Annotated in this window: 18 protein-coding genes; 1 reads left to right on the plus strand and 17 read right to left on the minus strand. The window is 49.9% G+C overall.

The window, feature by feature from the left end; translation table 11 throughout:
* Window positions 1-333: 333 nt before the first annotated feature.
* From L6H70_RS05255 to mutS, 17 genes are all read right to left on the minus strand, one after another.
* Complete coding sequence (locus tag L6H70_RS05255) at window positions 334-582, minus strand: LPXTG cell wall anchor domain-containing protein (RefSeq protein ID WP_236330518.1); 249 nt, start codon at window positions 580-582, stop codon at window positions 334-336.
* Window positions 583-630: 48 nt separating this feature from the next.
* Window positions 631-915: a PIN-like domain-containing protein gene (locus L6H70_RS28890; protein WP_423802772.1), complete on the minus strand. Its 285-nt coding sequence runs from the start codon at window positions 913-915 to the stop codon at window positions 631-633.
* A 291-nt stretch (window positions 916-1,206) separates the two neighbouring features.
* Window positions 1,207-2,535 carry a type I glutamate--ammonia ligase gene (gene glnA / locus L6H70_RS05260; protein WP_236330521.1) on the minus strand — a complete coding sequence of 443 codons (1,329 nt, stop codon included), beginning with the start codon at window positions 2,533-2,535 and terminating at the stop codon, window positions 1,207-1,209.
* A gap of 33 nt (window positions 2,536-2,568) precedes the next feature.
* On the minus strand, window positions 2,569-2,979 hold the full coding sequence (locus tag L6H70_RS05265) for a MerR family transcriptional regulator (protein WP_019910684.1): 411 nt from the start codon (window positions 2,977-2,979) through the stop codon (window positions 2,569-2,571).
* Window positions 2,980-3,245: 266 nt separating this feature from the next.
* Entirely contained in the window at window positions 3,246-3,398 is a 153-nt protein-coding gene (locus tag L6H70_RS05270; RefSeq protein WP_236330524.1) for a hypothetical protein, read from the minus strand.
* A 61-nt stretch (window positions 3,399-3,459) separates the two neighbouring features.
* Window positions 3,460-4,713 (minus strand): methionine gamma-lyase family protein, encoded by a 1,254-nt coding sequence (locus L6H70_RS05275; RefSeq protein ID WP_236330527.1) that lies wholly within the window; start codon window positions 4,711-4,713, stop codon window positions 3,460-3,462.
* A gap of 45 nt (window positions 4,714-4,758) precedes the next feature.
* The gene (hflX, locus tag L6H70_RS05280) at window positions 4,759-6,042 is read right to left on the minus strand and encodes a GTPase HflX (RefSeq protein ID WP_236330530.1); all 1,284 of its coding nucleotides are present in this window, start codon (window positions 6,040-6,042) and stop codon (window positions 4,759-4,761) included.
* A 75-nt stretch (window positions 6,043-6,117) separates the two neighbouring features.
* Entirely contained in the window at window positions 6,118-7,089 is a 972-nt protein-coding gene (locus L6H70_RS05285; protein WP_206100412.1) for an AAA family ATPase, read from the minus strand.
* 103 nt (window positions 7,090-7,192) lie between these two features.
* Window positions 7,193-7,849: a YdcF family protein gene (locus tag L6H70_RS05290; protein ID WP_236330533.1), complete on the minus strand. Its 657-nt coding sequence runs from the start codon at window positions 7,847-7,849 to the stop codon at window positions 7,193-7,195.
* 2 nt (window positions 7,850-7,851) lie between these two features.
* Window positions 7,852-8,406, minus strand: coding sequence for a ribonuclease FAU-1 family protein (locus L6H70_RS05295; protein WP_206100414.1), 555 nt, complete (start codon window positions 8,404-8,406; stop codon window positions 7,852-7,854).
* Between the two features lie 211 nt (window positions 8,407-8,617).
* On the minus strand, window positions 8,618-11,218 hold the full coding sequence (locus L6H70_RS05300; RefSeq protein ID WP_236330536.1) for a transglycosylase domain-containing protein: 2,601 nt from the start codon (window positions 11,216-11,218) through the stop codon (window positions 8,618-8,620).
* Between the two features lie 137 nt (window positions 11,219-11,355).
* On the minus strand, window positions 11,356-11,595 hold the full coding sequence (hfq, locus tag L6H70_RS05305; protein ID WP_054940907.1) for an RNA chaperone Hfq: 240 nt from the start codon (window positions 11,593-11,595) through the stop codon (window positions 11,356-11,358).
* A 276-nt stretch (window positions 11,596-11,871) separates the two neighbouring features.
* Window positions 11,872-12,234 (minus strand): YmaF family protein, encoded by a 363-nt coding sequence (locus L6H70_RS05310; protein WP_236330538.1) that lies wholly within the window; start codon window positions 12,232-12,234, stop codon window positions 11,872-11,874.
* A 201-nt stretch (window positions 12,235-12,435) separates the two neighbouring features.
* The gene (gene miaA / locus L6H70_RS05315; protein ID WP_236330542.1) at window positions 12,436-13,392 is read right to left on the minus strand and encodes a tRNA (adenosine(37)-N6)-dimethylallyltransferase MiaA; all 957 of its coding nucleotides are present in this window, start codon (window positions 13,390-13,392) and stop codon (window positions 12,436-12,438) included.
* On the minus strand, window positions 13,382-14,161 hold the full coding sequence (locus L6H70_RS05320) for a class I SAM-dependent methyltransferase (RefSeq protein WP_236330547.1): 780 nt from the start codon (window positions 14,159-14,161) through the stop codon (window positions 13,382-13,384). The genes miaA and L6H70_RS05320 overlap by 11 nt, the downstream gene beginning before the upstream one ends.
* Window positions 14,162-14,195: 34 nt before the next feature.
* On the minus strand, window positions 14,196-16,229 hold the full coding sequence (gene mutL, locus L6H70_RS05325; protein WP_236330549.1) for a DNA mismatch repair endonuclease MutL: 2,034 nt from the start codon (window positions 16,227-16,229) through the stop codon (window positions 14,196-14,198).
* A 91-nt stretch (window positions 16,230-16,320) separates the two neighbouring features.
* Window positions 16,321-19,155, minus strand: a complete 2,835-nt coding sequence (mutS, locus tag L6H70_RS05330) for a DNA mismatch repair protein MutS (RefSeq protein WP_236330552.1) — start codon at window positions 19,153-19,155, stop codon at window positions 16,321-16,323.
* Between the two features lie 197 nt (window positions 19,156-19,352).
* Here mutS and L6H70_RS05335 point away from each other — a divergent pair, with 197 nt between their 5' ends.
* A complete protein-coding gene (locus tag L6H70_RS05335; RefSeq protein ID WP_236330555.1) occupies window positions 19,353-20,162 on the plus strand; it encodes a GNAT family N-acetyltransferase in 810 nt (269 codons plus the stop codon).
* Window positions 20,163-20,184: the final 22 nt, after the last annotated feature.

A 20,184-nucleotide genomic window follows, 5' to 3' on the forward strand; every position in this document is an offset into this window, starting at 1 on the left:
CTTTATATGGAATAATGTACATAGCTAAAATTGATAAGTTTTGTATTATTTTGAATAATTTTAAAATTGAATTTAGTTCTAATTTCACTAGCGAAAATAAAATATACACCTACCTAGTATAACCATTCAAAACTCAAACTCTCCACGACGATAATAAGCATCGGCTATCTTTATACTATCCCAGCTAAATTTCCGTAATGGTCCACCATAATCAACTGTGCAGCCGGCAAGATCCCCAGAGGTCTCAGATATGGTAACCCGTTTCTGGATTAACGCAGCAGCAATAAAATTCCGCATCTGTTTAAATACTTTGTATACATTACTCAAAATAATTCATTCACTAAAAAAGAATGTTAACAGAGCTATTCCTAGTACAATAACTCCTATGATCATCATCACAATCCATTTTCTGTTTTTCAAATAGTAATATCCCCCAATTGATAATAGTGCCCCACCCATCATTGCCATGATTAATGATTGTCTCTGATCCCCACCATCATTATCATTAGTTAATAAAGATATGCCTAGAAGAATAGCTGCCGCACTAAAGTGGACACCAAAGGCTCTTAAGGTTTTTTTCATCGTTACACTCCTTAAGATAAACTGCCCCACCGAACTGTAGTAAGGGTATCAGTTATTCCGTATAACCCCAATATAATTCATTTTCCACATTATGTATTGTTGATTATGTATCTCGTCCAATAAATTCCTGTGATACTCAAGTGCAACTTGATGAGTTATCCATATTTTACCTTCAGCTTTCTTCATAACACTTACCATAAGATCACGTGATCTTTTGGTAAATCTATAAAGGTTAATCAGTGTGTTTGCATCAAATACAAAAAGACAATTGCTCCATAATTTCTGAAAGTCTTCCGGAGTCGGAGTGTTGTATCCGCTAAATGTATCTCTCAATGCATTATCCCTCGTATTTATTCTTGAAGCAGGAAATGATATGAAATTTATTCAAGAACGCTTAGGACATGGCAGCGTGAAGATCGCTTCTGATGTTTACTCCCACATATCCATAAAAATCGAAGTAAGGAGCATGGAAAAATATGAAGCACATATAAAATCCATCCTCGAATAGCCCTAACAATTTTGTGGGCAATTTGTGGGCACCGTCTTATTAAGGCCCCAAAACACCCCCTACGCCCACACAAAGAAAAACCCCCGGCGCCAGAGGCGTCAGGGGTTGCTTACATCCTAGTAAAGAGTCATGTATTGAGCTCTTTCCCACTCGTGAACCTGGGTACGATAGATGTCCCATTCGATTTCCTTCAGTTCATAGAAGTGAGCCAAAGCATGTTCACCAAGGGCTTCAGTGATAACATGGCTGCGGATCATTTCGTTCAGTGCTTCTTTCAGATCGGACGGCAGGCTTGGAATGCCTTCTTCAATCCGTTCTTCCTCAGACATCACGTAGATGTTACGGTCGATCGGAGCCGGAAGATCAAGTTGCCGCTTGATTCCGTCAAGACCTGCCTTCAACATTACAGCAAGTGCAAGATACGGGTTAGCTGCAGGGTCCGGATTGCGGACTTCAATACGTGTACTGAGTCCTCTGGAAGCCGGAATACGGATCATCGGGCTGCGGTTGCTCGCAGACCAGGCTACGTAGCAAGGAGCTTCATATCCAGGAACCAGACGTTTGTAAGAGTTTACTGTAGGATTCGTGATGGCAGCAAAAGCACGTGCGTGCTTCAGGATACCTGCCATGTAGTACCTTGCAGTTTTGCTCAGGCCGAGCGTATCACTTTCATCATAGAACATGTTCTCATTGCCTTTGAACAAGGATTGGTGAGCGTGCATCCCGGATCCGTTCATACCAAACAGAGGTTTAGGCATAAAAGTAGCATGCAGGCCATGCTGACGGGCAACCGTCTTCACGACGAGCTTAAAGGTTTGAATTTGGTCAGCGGCTTTGATCGCATCAGCATATTTGAAGTCAATTTCATGCTGGCCGGAAGCCACTTCGTGGTGAGAAGCTTCAATTTCAAAGCCCATTTCTTCAAGTGTCAATACGATTTCGCGGCGGCAGTTCTCCCCAAGATCCATCGGCGCCAAATCGAAATATCCACCCTGGTCATTCAATTCTGTAGTAGGATTACCCTTCTCATCGGTTCTGAACAGGAAGAATTCCGGTTCAGGTCCAACATTCATAGCAGTGTATCCCATCTCTTCTGCTTCCTTGAGACAACGTTTGAGAATACCGCGCGGATCGCCGGCAAATGGTGTTCCGTCAGGCATGTACACATCACAAATCAGACGTGCAACCCGGCTGTCCGTCACCCAAGGGAAAATCACCCATGTGCTGAGGTCCGGATAAAGATACATGTCAGATTCCTCAATACGTACATAACCTTCAATGGACGATCCATCGAACATCATTTTATTGTCGAGCGCTTTTTCAAGCTGGCTTACAGGAATCTCAACGTTTTTGATCGTTCCGAGCAGGTCGGTAAATTGCAGGCGAATAAAACGGACGTTTTCTTCCTTGGCGATGCGGATAATATCCTCTTTAGAAAAGCTCACTTTACCCTCTCCCTTTCAACTCTCTTTAGTTGTTTATTTATTAAAAAACCGGGATAGCTCGCCTTGAATAAGAGATACTTGTCCCGGTCTTTTACCCGAAACCAGTTCCTGCTTAAGCAAACGGTGAAGCTGTGAATCAGACAACTCTCTACGTCTAACCTCTGTATCAGGGGTAATTACCGTAGCTTCTTCGGATTCCTTCGAGACAGGGTTCATTACCTGCTTAATGCCGGCAATATTAACACCTTTCTCAATTAATGCTTTGATCTCCAATAGGCGCTCTACATCATTAAATGAGAACAAACGCTGGTTGCCGGAAGTGCGCGCGGGCACAATCAGGCTGTGTTGCTCATAATAACGAATTTGTCTAGCAGATAAATCGGTTAACTTCATTACGATTCCTATAGGAAATAATGCCATATTTCTGCGGATTTCATCACCCATGACTCATCCAACCTTCCAATGATCTTTTTCTCATCTCATTGTACATTTCTTAATTTGGCGTGTCAATGGTATGTTAGTTTTCTTTACAACATTAGTAGATTACTGCGAAACAGCAGGTGAACTGGGTGTAAGCTACAAAGGATGAAGTCTACCGCAGTATATCACATCGGACAATCCCGAAGCAAAAAGACGGCGGAATTATAAAATAAGCGTACCGCCTGTTTGAAAAAAAATAACCCTGCTTCAATAAGCAGGGTTATTAAGTATTATCTTCCGCCTGTAAAAGGATTAATCTCATTCGTAAGGTCTCTTCCGGCTTTTTTCTCCTCAGCGGAAATCCGCTTGCCCAGAGCAGCATAATACCAAGCCATAGGGAGAACAGTTAGTAGCAAAATGCCAATACTTATAAGTGCTGTCATAATTATCAGCTCCATTCTTACTGATATTATAACATATTTTCCCATATGAAAAAATGACTTGCTATAAGAGTTTGCGCTCCCGCATACATTGCAGTGCCATTAACACGCCGAATTTCACATGGGAATAGGTTAACCCGCCCTGCATATAGCCGATATACGGCGCCCGGATGGGTGCATCCGCAGATAACTCCAAGCTTCCGCCCTGGATGAACGTTCCTGCCGCCATAATGACAGGATGCTCATAGCCAGGCATATCCCATGCTTCAGGAACGACATGGCTGTCAACTGCCGCGGCACGCTGAATACCTTGCACGAAGGCTATAAGATGCTCCGGACCGTCAAAAGCGACTGCCTGGATCAGATCGGTACGCGGCTCGTTCCAGGCTGGCTTAGTTGTAAACCCGCAGCGCTGGAACACTGCAGCAGCAAAGATACTGCCCTTCACAGCCTGTCCAACGGTATGCGGCGCCATGAACAGCCCCTGGTAAAGACCACGGGTCGTCCCGAGCATCGCACCAACTTCACCGCCGATGCCCGGTGCGGTCAGCCGGTAGGCTGCCAGTTCTACAAGGTCGCTGCGCCCGCAAATATAGCCGCCGGTCTCTGCAATCCCGCCGCCGGGGTTTTTGATCAGCGAGCCGGCAACAAGATCAGCCCCGACCTGCGGCGGTTCCAGCATTTCGGTGAATTCACCATAGCAATTGTCTACAAAAACAATAAGCTCAGGCTTCAAAGCTTTTACTTTGGTCACCATTTCTCCGATTTCAGCAACAGTAAAGGAAGAACGCCAGTCATAACCGCGGGATCTTTGAATCCCGATGACTTTTGTCTGGTCATTAATGGACAGCGCTACTTCATCCCAGTCAATTTTTCCGTCAGAGGTAAGCGCAGTCTCTTTGTAGCCGATCCCAAAATCGGCTAATGAGCCTGTTCCGTCACCCGGCTTGCCCACTACTTTATGCAGCGTGTCATAGGGGCGTCCTGTGATATACAACAGCTCATCTCCTGGACGCAGAACTCCAAAGAGTGCCGTGGAGATGGTATGTGTCCCGGAAGCGAAATGCGGGCGTACCAGTGCGCTTTCTGCGCCAAAGATATCGGCATACACCAGATCCAGGACCTCACGGCCCCGGTCATTATAGGCGTATCCGGTTGACCCCGCAAAATGGAAGTCGCTGACCTGCTGGCGCTGGAACGCCTCAATCACCTTCCACTGATTGTGATCCACTATCTTGTCGAGCGCTTTAACCGCACCCTCAATCTCAAGCTCAGCGGCCTCTGCCGCCTGTAAAATATCCTCTGCAAAAACAGCCATTTCCCCTTATTCTCTCCCAACATTACATTTACTTAACATGTACAGTTACTGTACAACAAACTCAGCAAGCTTGTATCCCCACTTTTCATAATCCTCTTTGTTCAAGCGGACGCTGTAAAGCACATCATTCTCTTCGTAATTGGTTTCCAGCACCTCTCCGACCCGGTACAGCAGTGAAGACAGGTCCCCGCGATCTCCGGGAATCCGGAAAACAAGCGTATCACCAGCCAGTTCATCGGCGATCAGTCCGGTTACACGGGTCAGATCCTCAGCATTAAACGCACTGATCTTCAGATAGCCTTGGCCCGACGGCAGCATCTCCAGCTGTTCCGGCTGGCAGAGATCGCTTTTATTAAACAGAACGACCCTTGGTTTGCCGGCAGCTCCGAGATCCTGGAGAATTGAATCCACAACCTCCATTTGCTCCTCACGCATCGGAGAAGAAGCATCTACTACATGGAGCACCAGATTGGCTTCATTTACTTCTTCCAGAGTTGCCCGGAAGGAGGCCACCAAATCATGCGGCAGGTTCTGAATGAACCCTACCGTGTCAGTGAGTACGACTTCTTTGCCCACAGGAAGCTGCAGGACACGTGAAGTCGGATCCAGTGTAGCGAACAGCTGATTCTCAATATAAACATCAGCATCCGTCAGCTGCTTCAGCAGTGTAGATTTGCCGGCATTGGTATAGCCGACCAGCGCTACCTGAACAGCACCGCTCTTGCGGCGGCGTTCACGGTGCAGCTCACGCGTCTTGACGACATCATCCAGCTGGCGCTTCAGTTCCGTGATCCGGTCCCGGATATGACGGCGGTCTGTCTCCAGCTTGCTCTCCCCTGGACCTCTGGTGCCGATTCCGCCGCCAAGCCTGGACAAATTCTTGCCGTGACCTGACAGACGGGGCAGCAGATAGGAGAGCTGTGCCAGCTCCACCTGGATGATGCCTTCCCGCGTCTTAGCTCTCCCGGCAAAAATATCCAAAATCAGCTGCGTACGGTCAATGATTTTTAGATCCAGAGCTTCTTCAAGGTTGCGGACCTGGGCTCCGGACAGCTCCTGGTCAAAAATTGCCGTATTAGCTCCCAGGCCGTCTGCCGCCATCCGCAGCTCTTCTACCTTGCCTTTGCCGATAAACCATTTCGAATCGGGAGTTTCCTTGTTCTGGCGGAGTACATCCAGCACCTCCACCCCGGCAGTCTCAGCCAGTTGAACCAATTCTTGCAGTGAAAGCTCAGGATCGATGCCCGTGCGTTTGATTTTGTCTGTGACCAGACTGACCAGAATGGCCCGGTCCTGAACATCCGTTTGTGTATCATGTGTTATTGCCATGAATGTAGTACTCCTTATCCTTTTAGCTCTTGGGATTTATCTTTCATTATCTGTGCTTTACTCAACATCTGCGGCCTACAGCTTGAAATCCTCCGTCCGCAGCGTCATTAGCTCCTGCTTGCCGGGGCTGTTGCTCTCATATTGATTTAGCAGTCGCACCGCTTGCGACCGTACGGCCTTCTCAATGGAATTACGTACATAGCGGGCATTGCTGAAAGCATGAAGACTTTCCGTCTTCTCAATCAGCAAATGCTGCTTTAGTTTGAGTATAGCCTGCGGCATTAAAATATAGTCCCGCTCTTTGGCCATCAGCTCGGCAATCTGCAGCAGCTGATCGATCGTATAGTCGGGAAACTCTACCTGAATCGGAAAACGAGAAGGCAAGCCTGGGTTGCTCATAAGGAAATAATCGATCTCACCGGAATACCCGGCCAGAATAAGCACAAATTGGCTGCGGTGATCTTCCATAGATTTAACAAGTGTATCTATCGCTTCCTTGCCAAAATCCTTATCTCCACCCCGGGCAAGGCTGTAGGCTTCATCGATAAACAGAATGCCACCAAGCGCCTTTTTCACCAGATCCCGTGTTTTTTGTGCGGTATGTCCAATGTATTCACCTACCAGATCCGCACGTTCTACTTCGATAAGGTGCCCTTTGCTCAATACGCCCATTCGCTGAAACAGCTTAGCTACGATTCTTGCCACGGTTGTTTTACCGGTTCCGGGGTTCCCCTTAAAAACCATATGATACGCCTGACCGCCACTGGCCAGCCCCGCCTCGCTGCGCATCTGTGCGACTTGCAGGAGCGCGTAGATTTCAAATACAAGTTCCTTGATATTATCCAGGCCGACAAGGGCATCAAGTTCCCGGCTTAATTCCTGGAATAATCCGCTATGGCCGTGATTTTTGGTGGGCACAGCCCCGCTGCTGTGTTCACCTGCCGCAATGTTTACCGCAGGTGGCTCTTGATTCCGCAGCACAATATTAATCTGGCGTGACGGTCTGCCTTCCTCCCGTCCGCTTGCCGCTGCTACGCGTCCGTTCACCTTGTTCACCTCATTATCCAGGGCTGACTTGCTCTAACTCAAGTCTATTCCGCCTATTGAGGTCTTATTAGCAGTTTCGGGATATTTATGCTTGCCATGTTCATTACATGGACAGCTGCTGCATTTTCCATTTGGTATATGCCAGAATTTCCCGGGTCTTATATTTCAGCATGGACATGGTTTGAGATTCTGTCAGACCCAGCTGCGGCGAGGCATAGCCGAATTTCCTAGCCATCTCCAATGCCCGCTGTCCATGAAAGGTATGGGTAATGATTACAGCTGACTTCATTCCCTCCTGCTGCATAATCTTTTGGCTGAATTTCAGATTCTCGTAGGTGCTGGTAGATTCATTCTCCATCAGAATCGCGTCATCAGGTACACCATGCGCCACCAGGTAATTCCGCATTCCTTGACCCTCGGTATATTGATAATCTGCCTTATCCAGACCTCCAGAAACGATAATGCGGCTGAACATCCCTTCATTGTACAGCTTCAGTCCATAATCCAGACGCTCCTTGAGACCCGGACTGGGTTCATCTCCCCACATGGACATCCCCAGGATAATGCCGGCATCCGCCTTCGTCATCGGCGTAGTTGTCTCCGCATTATTAATAATATTAAATACAGCCGCGCACCAAAGTAAACCTGCAACCACCAAGATAAAACAGGCGATCAGCAGGTTGCGCTTCGGTCTTGAACGCCCTCTCCGGGATACCTTGCGGATGGGAGATGAGCCTTTTTGGTATACATACCATTCCATTTCTATTTCCTCCTGAATTCTCCGTGGTGAAACAATTCGGCACGGTGCTTCAGAGAAAGAGCAAAATAAGGAAAGGCGTGTGCGTCTATGCTGCGCAGAATACTCTTGGCTGTTGCCCAGGCCAGATTATAGTCACTGTCCGTAATATCTTCCCGCTCCAGTGCTTCCTCAAGCTCATCCTCATCGAGCAAAAATACCTCACCGTTCCACAGTACTACAACATCCAGATACAAATCATCAAACCAGGGGACACCTTGATCCGTAACCCCCTGAACCTTGCAGGTGTCTATGTACCATTGTACAATATTCTGCCGTTCATCAAACATGGCCGTTACAATATAATGGCTATCCTTGGGAAAATACTGCAGCCATGAATAGCCTTTGTCCGCGATACGGTATGTATGTCTGCCGTAGCTCTTCCACAGAGGTTCCTTCAGCCCGTAAATAGTATAAAGTGTGATATAACCGCTGAATTCCCGGGTTTCCACATAGCGGCAGGCAAAATGGCGGCGCGTAATCCGGCGCCAGTTGGCCCGGTCTCCGAATTTACGTTTCATATGAATAACCCTCTCGAATAATGGTGTATCCAGCTTAACACATTTGGCAGACACACTCAAAACAAGACTTACAAAATACGACTTCTGTCTGTGCCTACAGTTCTACGCACACAAAAAAAAACGGCAGCCGTACCTCCAAAGATTCAGAGGTACGGCCGCCGGAATTATGCCTGACTGGCAAAAACCATTCTAATACTTGTTCTTCCTAATTCTACAAAGGAGCTGCCGGATCCGTTCCTGCCTCGGTACTGTCATCCGGCCCGGCGTTGCCGCTGCCCGGTGTAACTACCGGAGTGGCAGTCGGTGCCAATGTGGCTGGAGGCGGGGTGGTAGTACTCTCAGGGGAATTTGTAGGTGCTCCGCCGTTTCCGGCTCCATTCCCTGCACCATTGCCGTTCCCATTCCCTCCACCGTTACCATTACCATTGCCGTTGCCGTTATTGCCGCCAGGAACACCGTTTCCGGCACCATTCCCGTTCCCGTTATTTTCACCGTTACCAGGGTTATCTGTCGGTTGATTGGGATCAAGCGTCGGTTCCGGCTCCGTTGTAGGGGCTTCATCCTGTACTGCAACAGTAACAGCTCCGGAAGGCTCGCTTTCCGTATCCAGTTCAGGATAGTAAGCTGTCACATAATACTCATACGTTAATCCAGGCATAGCGCTGATATCGCCTACACTGGAAGACATCGTGTTAAGTAACTGACTATAATCAGCCTCTGAAGTCTCGCGGCGGTAGATGCGGTATTCCACACCTTCCGTCTGCGCAGGCTCCCAGCTGAGGTTAACGGTCATCGTGGATGGGTCATAAGCTGCAGTTAAGCCGTTCACTGGCTGCACCGTTTCAGGTGTTGCCGTTGGTTCAGTCTTCACCGCACCCTCAGGTGTAGGGAAGGACTTGCTTGGGACTCCCTCCAGCGCCTCTTCCATCACCTTCCCCCAGAAGGCGGCAGCAAGCGGGCTGCTGTTCTTAAGCAGGTGGGTCTTGTTAGGCTTGTCATACCCCATCCAGACAGCTGCGGTCCATTCCGGCGTATATCCGACGAACCAGACGTCACGGTTAGAGCTGATTCCTTCATAACCGCTTTGAGTGGTACCGGTCTTACCGGCAACCGGACGGTTAATTTTTGCTTTTTTACCTGTTCCGTCTGTGACGACCTCTTGCATCATTTGGGTCATCTGGTAGGCTGTATTCTCACTCATTACCCGCTCAGGGGTTGTGTTCGCTTTATATACCGTTTCTCCATCGCTGTTGGCAATCGACTTAATCGAGTATGCTCCCCTCAGTTCCCCGCCGTTTGCAAAGGAACTGTAAGCCTGGGCCATTTCCAGTGTATTCGTCCCTTTACTCATTCCGCCGAGCGCGAGCGACAGATTCTTATCATCGTCACTCAGATTAATACCAAGTTTTTTCGCAAACTGGAAGCCGGTATTCACACCGATTTCATTCAGCAGCCAGACCGCCGGAATATTCTCTGACTTCGTAATCGCCGCGCTCATGCTGATCGTTGACGAGTACCCGTGCAGGTTGTTCGGACAGTAGGTACCGAAGCACTGTTTCTCGTTGCTGAGCATGGATTCGCTTGTAAACTTGCCTGATTCAAGTGCCGGTGCGTAAGAAACAATCGGCTTAAAGGAAGAACCCGGAGAACGACGGCTGCCGTTAACACGGCTGAAGCCTTTTTTCTCATAGTTACGTCCGCCCATCAGGGCGACAATGCTGCCGTTCTCCTGATTGATGATGGTCATGGAGCCCTGTACAAGCTCATCGTCCACACTTTCCTCAAAGTTATCTTTGTCGGCAAAAGCATCCTCCACGGTTTCCTGGGCATGCTTATCCATCGTGGTATAGATTTTGTAACCGCCGATGTTCAAATCGTCCTCTGTCAGTCCGAATTTCTCTTCTGCTTCATCAATTGCAAAATCAATAAATGCCTGATAACGCTGCTTGCTTTCCGGCGGCTTGTAGTTATAATCCACCACTTTAGCCTCATCCATCTGTTCCTTGGTGATATAACCCTGATCATACATGAGCTGCAGGACTACTCCCCGGCGCTCTTTGGAGAGCTCAGGATTGCGGAGCGGATTGTAGCGGGAAGGGCCCTTCGGCATCGCTGCCAGGGTTGCAATCTGCCACAATTCCAAATCCTTAAGGTTACTCTTGCCGAAATATCGAATCGACGCTGCCTTGATGCCATACACCGTTCCGCCGAAGGGAATACGGTTAAGATACATCGTGATAATTTCAGGTTTGGTCTTTGTATTCTCCAAAGCTACAGCAATGGATACCTCTGTTGCTTTACGGAAAAAGGTCTTATCGCGTGTAAGGAAGATATTCTTGGCCAGCTGCTGGGTAATGGTACTGCCGCCCTCCACCATACTGCGGGCTGCAATATCCTTTACGGCTGCGCGGCCGATCGACCAGAAATCTACACCTTTGTGTTCAAAGAACCGTTTATCCTCTGTTGCAACGAAGGCGTTAACCACCTGCTCCGGAATGTCCTCGTATTCGACCGGATCGCTTTTCTCGAGCGACAGCTCTCCGATCAGGTTCGCATTCCGGTCAAAAATTTGCGTTGGCGGATTCACCGTTAGTTTGTCCTGATTCTCATTCAACAACTTCTGGCCGTTAAGCATGATGAACAGGTAGCCTCCAAGCGCACAAAAAATCGCCAGCGCCATTGCAAAAAATAAACTCCACAGCACACGTTTCTTGGTTAGAAACTTTTTCTTTTTCTTAGACTTCCCTTTGGAATTCGACTGGTTCTGTTGTCTGTTTCTATTGTTCGTCCTGGATATTTCGTCTCTGGACATGCTGCCTCCTGACTCCCTTTCGGAAATATCTTCAAATTTGTCGGCACGAATGAAAAGAACAACCTTCGCAGGTTGCTCTCGCGCACTCTATTCAAACGGTTTATAAACAAAAAAGTTTCGCTTTAAAACAGTAAATGTTATTCTTCGTTACCGCTATCCTGCATCAAAGAGACGCTGCGCTGCGGTGTGAAGGTCGAGATCGCATGCTTGTACACCATTTGCTGGCGCCCGTCACTGTCGATGACAATTGTAAAATTGTCAAACGCTTTAATGATTCCCCGGATTTGAAAACCGTTGGTTAAATATACTGTAGCAGGGATATTCTCTTTACGCAGCTGGTTCAAGAACGTATCTTGGATGTTAATGGACTTGTTCATATGACGTACCCCCAATGGTTCAATTAGATTGTTCAGAAGTATATTCAACACCTGAGAGAAACTTTCCTGCTATTATACCACGTAACATGCAGTTACATCAATTAAGTAAATAGTGCGGACTGGTTTGTTCGATGTGTACAATCGTGTGATCATAGCCTGTTCTCTCATGTATATGTTAAATCTTCGGCCCCTTCCCGTCAATCTCGCCGCTTTTGGTTGTTACTGAAAAGGCAATAACCCCGCCTGTCTTTGGACAGGCGGGGCTCCATGCAAAGGTTAAATAAGCGGAGACTGGATCAACGTTGCAAAATTAAACGGATGGACATGCCCGTCGTTCAGTGTGGTCTGTCCTGTGACAAAGTGAACGTGCTTACCATTGCCTACGGGTATTGCCGGTCCTGTCCGGATCTTTTTAAGGTTGTGAAAATGGCCGGCAAAATCCGTTTTGCTGAAATCAATTTCATGAACATGGCTGTTTCCGACCCGGATGGCTTGCCCAGTAATTCCTGCGAAGCGATGATTATGCCGGTCCGCGCCTTCTTCGGCCAGTTTCGTACTGCCTTCAAATTCATGCACATGCCGCTGAGCCCGTTTGGGGTATTTAGGCTTTTGCTTAATAGTTGAACTTCGCTTTTGCATCCTGTGCCCGCCTCCTTACAATTATGAATTCCAATAGCATTCTATTAAAAAAGTTAATTGTTAGTGCTAGGCAAGTTTCAGAGAAATAAAGATACTACTGAACCTATTTTGCTAAAAACAAAAAAAGATGCCTTAAAGTGCACATTCACACACTTCACAGGCATCTTAAAGCTGCAGACTATATTAGCAATAATTATTGTATCAAAGCGTACCCTCAAAACGGCGGGAGATAATCTCATGTATTTTCACAAGATTCTCCGCATAATTCTGTTCATTAAAATCTTCAATCCACTGGATTTCCTTCATATGACGGAACCAGGACAGCTGCCTTTTGGCGAACCGGCGGGTATCGCGTTTAAGCAATGTAACTGCCTCTTCCTGCGTCAGCTCTCCTGCCAGATAAGCCGCTATTTCCTTATATCCCAGGCCCTGCAGCGATACCAGGCTTCTATTGTAGCCTTTGTCGAGCAGCCCTTGCACTTCTTGGATTAACCCCTGTTCCAGCATCTGGTCAATGCGGTCCTCAATACGCTTATAGAGGATCTTTCGGTCCATAGTCAGACCTATAAGACACAGCTCGTACGGGGATTCCTTCTTCTGATCTGCCTGGGCAGCGGAAAGGGTGACCTTGGTCTGGTGATGAATTTCCAGCGCGCGGATAATCCGGCGTCGGTCATTGGGATGCAGCCGGGCAGCACTGTCCGGGTCTACGGCAGCAAGCCGGGCATGCAGCGCCTCTGCCCCGTGCTCTTCAGCAAACGCATCCTGCTCACTCCGGAACGCCTCATCCGCAACTGCCTCAGAGAAGCGGAACCCGTAGCACAGAGACTCAATATACAGCCCCGTTCCGCCAACAATAAAGGGCAGCTTGCCTCTGGCACTGATCTCTTCTATCAGCCTTTTGCCCTGCTCCTGAAATTCTGCTGCTGAATAGGCATCCTCGGGATCATGAATATCGATCAGATGATGGGGAATACCTTTCATTTCAGCGGTGGTGATCTTAGCTGTCCCGATGTCCATCCCGCGATACACCTGCATGGAATCTCCGGATATGATTTCGGCATTATAAGCCGCTGCCAGCTCCAGGCTCAGCCTGGTTTTGCCGACTGCCGTCGGCCCCAGCAGCACCAGTACTTTATGTTTAGCCTCAGTTGTCAATGTGTATCACCCCGTACGATATTTTAGCGCTCCCCCGGAGCAGCTCCTCGAAACCGAGCCGGGCAAATTCGCCGCTTAATGCCTTCTCCTTGAGCAGGACGGTTTTCCGGGCTACCCGGACCGCTTCTGCGACACTCTCGGCCGAAAGGGCTGCCGTGTTGGCAAATTGGCGCAGCGGCGAGATCGCCGAGGAGTCCATCAGGGGAACCCTAAACATCGGGTCAAAATAAACAATATCGATGCTATTGTCCGGCAGAGCGCGTAAATACTGTAAATGCTCGCTGTGCACCACTTGGATACGCCGCAGCGCTTCATTTACTTTAATCTGTCCAGAGGTATAGTGCCTCATGCCTTCAAGAAGCAGGGCATAGAGCGGCAGTGAGCTCTCCAGTGCTGTTACAGCCGAATCTGCGCCTCCATGCACCGCAAACAGAAGTGAATCACTGCCAAGACCTGCGGTGCAGTCCAACACACTGTCTCCCGGCTGCATTCCTGCAGCTTCGATCATGGGATCAGGTTCGCCTTTCAAAATCCGTTTCGCCCGGACAAAGCCCATGCTGGGATGGAACTCCATAGGCGGCATTCCCGGCGTAATCAGCCGGACTGCTTCCTGGAGCACTACCAGGATTTGCTCATCCCCGTACCGCTCTACCAGCTTCTTCATGGACATTTTGCCCCGCGGCGCAAAGCTTGTGCCGGTATGCTCAGCCAGGCCTTCAGCCCGCTGAACAATTTCCGGTATCGGGTCAAAGCCCGTTGTTATAATCATGTTGCCTCCGATCTGCCTGCCTTCTTAATCTTTACTACATAACACGTTTGAACAGCTTCTCCAAATCATAGGCGGAGAAGGATACAACGATCGGGCGTCCATGCGGGCAGGTATAAGGCTGCTTGCAGGCTGCCAGCCTTGAGAGAAGCGCTTCGACTTCCGGCTCCGTCAGCTTCTGGTTAGCTTTAATGGAAGCCTTGCAAGAGCAGAGAATGGAGGATTTCTCGCGCAGCTTCGCCAGATCAATCGAACGCTCGCCCAGTACCCATTCCGCCATTTCTTCTACCAGCGCCTTTTCTTCCCCCTCCGGAAACCAGTAAGGCAAAGAGCGGACCAGGAATGTCTGGCCGCCGAAATGCTCCAGATAGACGCCAGCCTGCTGGAACCAGTGAAGCCGCTCACTGAGCTGGCGGCTCTCCGATGGTGTAAACTCCAGAGTAATAGGCAGCAGCAGCTCCTGCGAGGCATCCTCTGGACGACCGAACTTCTCATAGTAATATTCGTAGTTAATCCGTTCATGTGCAGCGTGCTGGTCAATCAGATACAGCCCGCTGTCATTCTGGGCAATGATATAGGTGCCGTGATGCTGGCCGATATAGTTCAGTTCAGGAAACTGCGGAAGACCGGGTTCGGCATTACCGCTAGGGGCGTATAACTCCTCTGCCGCAGGCAGGTTTCCTCGCCCGGGCATGGCTGCCGGCTGACGGTAGCTGCCGCCGCCCTCGCTTGTCCGGGGACGCGCAGGGTTCTGGGGATAGCTGCCGTTATAGGCAGACGCACTCTCCCTGGCCTGAGGCTGGAAGGCCTGTACAGCTCCGGGCCACTGATCGCGGGCGCTGCCAAACAGCGGCGCATTGCTCTCTGCGCCGCCACGGCTCACAGCCGGGGAGCCGAAGCCGCCGCCGGATACACGTGGATATGTCTCTCCTCCAGGGCCAGGCAAATCCTGTACTACTGGAGTTCCTACGGCAGACTCCGGTGGCTGCGGTATAGTTCCTTTGGTAAAAGCAAACTGCTCCTGAATGAAGGAGCTGCTGCCTTTCCCGCCGAGCACTTCCTTACCAGGGCGGGGAATCAGGCTTTGACCGAGCAGAACCTTGCGGAGCTCCTGTTCAACAAAGGCATACAGCTCATTTTCCTTACTAAAGCGGACTTCCAGCTTCGCCGGATGCACGTTGACATCGACAAGCGACGGATGCATATCAAGCTGCAGCACAAGCAGCGGATAACGGTTGATCGGCAAGAGTGTATGATATGCCCGCAGGATCGCCGCATTCAGGCCGTTGCTGCGGATATAACGACCGCCCACAATCGTGGTGACCGCATTCCGGTTGGAACGGGTCCATTCCGGCCGGCTGATATAGCCTGAGATCCGGTAATCCGGATCTTCTGCACTTACCGGCAGCATCGCCTTAGCTGCGGATGTACCATAGACAGCAGCGATGACCTGAAGCAGATCACCGTTGCCGAGGGTATGCAGCAGCTGGTTGCCATTATGATGCAGCGTAAAGGAGATATTCGGATGTGCCAAGGCCATCCGGTACATCGCATCCGAAATATGCCCCAGCTCTGTCTGGATGCTCTTCATATATTTCAGCCTTGCCGGGGTATTATAGAATAATTCCCGTACAGCCAGATCACTGCCCTTCCCGGACGGATTATCTTCATTGCGGATCAGTTTACCGCCTTCGATATCGATCACTACGCCTTTACCGTCATCGCTGCTTGCGGTCAGCAGTGATACCTTTGACACGGCCGCAATACTGGGCAGTGCTTCGCCCCGGAACCCGAGGCTGGTGATCTGGAACAAATCACGGCCATTGGCAATTTTACTCGTTGCATGGCGGTAAAAGGCGGTCTCGCAATCCTCAGGCTCGATGCCTGAGCCGTTGTCTTTAACCCGTATACTCTGCAGGCCGCCCTCTTCTACCGTAACTTCAATGCGGGTACTTCCGGCATCAATCGCATTTTCTACCAGCTCCTTTACAACAGAAGCAGGACGCTCTACCACTTCTCCGGCAGCAATCTGGTTGGCAATATGCTCGTCCAGCACATGAATTTTGGCCATGAATCGTTCACCTCGCGGTTATATAGATTGAAGTTATGACTATCAAATATTGGAATTAGCCGCGGATTTTAATCCGGCGTCTGCCGCACTATTATAGGCCCTTTGCTTTCAATTTAAGCTCGTTCAGCAGGCTCATAGCCTGAAGCGGAGTCATATTCATGAGGTCAGCGCCCTGCACGGCAGCGACCAGCTCCTTCACTATAGGGTTCTCCTTCGCTGCAGGCACAGCTGCAGTTTCCACACTGCCCTTCCGGCTCTTGCGCGGCTCTTCTTCCCCGAAAATCGACAGCTGGACCACTTCCTGTCCCGGTGCAGCTTCAAAGGAAGCCAGCGAAACCGCTGCCTCGGCATAAGCCGTACCGCCGGAAAGAGCTGCATTGGCAGAAGGTGAACTCTCTGTTCGCAGAGCATCCATTGCTGGCGCAGCAGAGCTTGCCTTCGGATGGCCTAAAGATTGCTGAACTTCTCTAACTTCGCCAGACAAGCCCCGTTCTTCGTAACCGGCACCGTAATTTAGGACTGCGCTGCCCGGAGGTGCCGCTTGCTCAATGCTTTGGAGTAATCCGTATGCCCGGTCAATAATGCCTTCAGGCAGTCCTGCCAGCCGTGCGCAATAGATGCCGTAGCTGCTGTCAGCCGCTCCAGGTACGAGCTTGCGGAGGAAGTTCACTTTGTCGCCGCTTTCCTGAACAGCCATTGAATAGTTGCTCAGCCCCTGGAGACTCTCCTCCAGATGAGCCAGCTCATGAAAATGCGTCGAGACAAGCGCTTTGCAGGCAATCGTATCATGCACGTATTCAATAACCGCCTGGGCAATCGCCATCCCCTCGCTGGTCGAAGTTCCCCGCCCAAGCTCGTCGATAATAATCAGACTGCGCGAGGTTGCTTTTTCGGTCATGACCTGAATATCAGCCATCTCCACCATGAAGGTGCTCTGCCCGCCGATCAGGTCATCCGCTGCTCCAATCCGGGTAAAGATTCGGTCAATCAACGGCACCTCAGCACTCGTTGCCGGCACGAAGCAGCCGATTTGCGCCAGGATACAGATGAGCGCTACTTGGCGCATATATGTGCTTTTACCAGCCATATTCGGTCCGGTAATCAGCAGAATATTGCCTTCGTCCTTGGTGAGTGTACTGCCGTTAGCAATAAAGGCTGAATCCTTCAGCACCGCCTCCACAACAGGGTGACGTCCGCCCTCCAGCCGCAGGTCATATCCGTCCGACAGCTTAGGCTTAACAAAACGATGCTCGGCGCTGACCGCTGCGAGGCATTGATAGACATCGATTTCCGCGACTTTTTCGGCCAGGGCCTGCAGGCGCGGAATTTGTGCGGCAATGCGGTCACGCAGTTCGGTAAAAAGACTGTATTCCAGATCTGTCATCTTATCCTGTGCTTCCAGAATTAAGGCTTCCTTCTCTTTGAGCTCCGGTGTAACATAGCGTTCGGCATTAGCCAGCGTCTGCTTACGCTCATATCTGCCTTCAGGCAGCGAAGATAGGTTGGAACGGGTGATTTCAATATAATAGCCGAAGATTTTGTTATAGCCGATCTTCAGGGACTTAATGCCTGTCGCGACCCGCTCCTTCGCCTCCAGTTCAGCAATCCAGCGTTTGCCGCTCGTGCTGGCTTCACGCAGCTCATCCAGACGCTCATGGTAGCCTGTCCGGATTATCCCGCCGTCACGCACTGACACGGGTGCATCTTCAACAATCGCCATATCAATATCATCACGCAGCTCGGCACACTCATCCATGGAGGCTCCGATTTCCCGCAGCGTCGCCGACCCGGAAGTCAGGCACATGTCCTTGAGTGCCGGAATCTGTGCCAAAGACAGCTTAAGTGCGTTCATGTCGCGGCCGTTGGCACTGCCGAAGGCAATGCGTCCGACCAATCGTTCCAGGTCATAAATCTCTTTGAGGGCTCCGCGCAGATCTTCACGTACGATAAACTGATTATATAAATAATCGACTGCTTCCAGCCTCCGCTCAATCGGAGCACGCTGCAGCAGCGGCTTATCAATTCTCCGGCGCAGCAGACGGCCGCCCATCGAGGTTTCGGTGCGGTCCAGCAGCCAGAGCAGCGAGCCTTTTTTGGAGCGTTCACGCACAGTCTCGGTCAATTCCAGATTTCGGCGGGTAAACGGATCAAGAATCATATAATTCCCAGGCTCATAAGGCGAAATCTGGCTCAGCTGGCCGAGCGAACGGCGCTGGGTTTCGCTTAAATAGGAGATCAGGAGCGCCAGACACTTGCCCCGCTCCTTTTCCAGGCGCACCCATGCCGCTTCACCAAACTGGCGGCGGGCTAATTCCTCTTCCCGTTTATCCCAAGGAGTGTACACTACAGGCTTGGCCAGCAATGATGCTTCACTACGGAGCTGCTCCAGCAGCGCGGCATCCCCGATAATCTCCGCCGGTTCATAAATACCAATCTCGTCACGCAGCCACTCTGCTCCTGACAGAACAGACGTTACGTACAGCTCCCCTGTCGTCAGATCGCAGGCAGCCAGCGCCATCATTCCGTCATCTTCAGTGACACACACGAGATAATTATTGCTTTTATCCGTAATAATCTTCCCGTCCATAACGGTCCCCGGTGTCACCACACGGACGATATCGCGCCGCACCATACCTTTGGTTACAGCCGGATCATCAAGTTGCTCGCAGATCGCGACTTTGTAGCCTTTTTCAATCAAACGCTGTATGTAACCTTCGGCTGCATGATAAGGCACCCCGCACATCGGAATCTTCTCATCACCGCCGCCCTCCCGGCCGGTTAACGTTATCTCAAGCTCCTTCGAGGCAAGAAGCGCATCATCAAAGAACATTTCATAGAAATCGCCCAGCCGGAAAAAAAGGAATGCGTCCTGCGCCCCTTCCTTTACCTTTAAATATTGCTCGATCATCGGCGTATATTTTGCCATTGTTAACCTCCATGCAAATTCTTCTGTATTCTCTATTATACCAGAAACTCGCATAGCAAAGTTACTCTGCCAAATCATTAACCATTATTACCAGTAGTCCGGTAAGCAAAAGGCGCCAGGCAGATGACCAGTCCATACATTATAATGTAAGATTATGGACAGAGACAATTTCTAACGCAGACAAGGAGAGGATTTGGATGATTCGAAAATTGCATGAAGCTGACCGGACACGGCTGATGGAACTCGTCGGACGCAATCCGGCAATCAACCTGTATATTATCGGGGACGTGGAGAATTTTGGCTTTGATCAGGAGTTTATGGAGCTGTGGGGCGAATGTGATTCCGCGGAGGGTCCGCTAAAAGCAATCCTCCTCCGTTACTATAACAGTTATCTGCCTTATGCCGAGGGCCCATTTGATGTTGACGGCTTTGCCGGGCTGATTCGCATGAATAAAGGGGCTGAAATGATTTCCGGAGCTGCAGATGTTGTGCAGGCTTTTAGAGGACGGATGAATATCCGGGAGGAAAAGCAAATGTACTTCGCGGAGCTGAAGGAATTGAGAGACGTTACCCGCCCCGCTGCAGATGCTTCGATTGACATCCAAAAGGCGGCGTTACACCATGTTGATGCCATCTGTACACTGACAGACCAGATCGATGAATTTCTCAGCAGACCTGACGATTCGCGGAAAAGTCTGCACAAAACGCTAGAAAGCGGCACGGGCCGAACTTATTTCGTGGAGCAGAACGGGAAGATTATTGCCACAGCATCCACCGCTGCAGAGAATTCCCTGTCGGCAATGATCGTTGCTGTAGCAACCCATCCGGAATACAGGGGTCAAGGACTTGCGTCTCGCTTAATGACTCAGCTGTGTACCGATATGCTGGCCGAAGGCAAATCCCTGTGCCTCTTCTACGATAATCCTCAAGCCGGCCTGATCTACAAAAAGCTGGGCTTCCGCGATATCGGCTCATGGACGATGATGTATTTAAATCCGCCATTATAATTTGTTTACAGGGACAAATAAA

The organism is Paenibacillus auburnensis (assembly GCF_927798115.1).
Taxonomy (GTDB): domain Bacteria; phylum Bacillota; class Bacilli; order Paenibacillales; family Paenibacillaceae; genus Paenibacillus_AQ; species Paenibacillus_AQ auburnensis.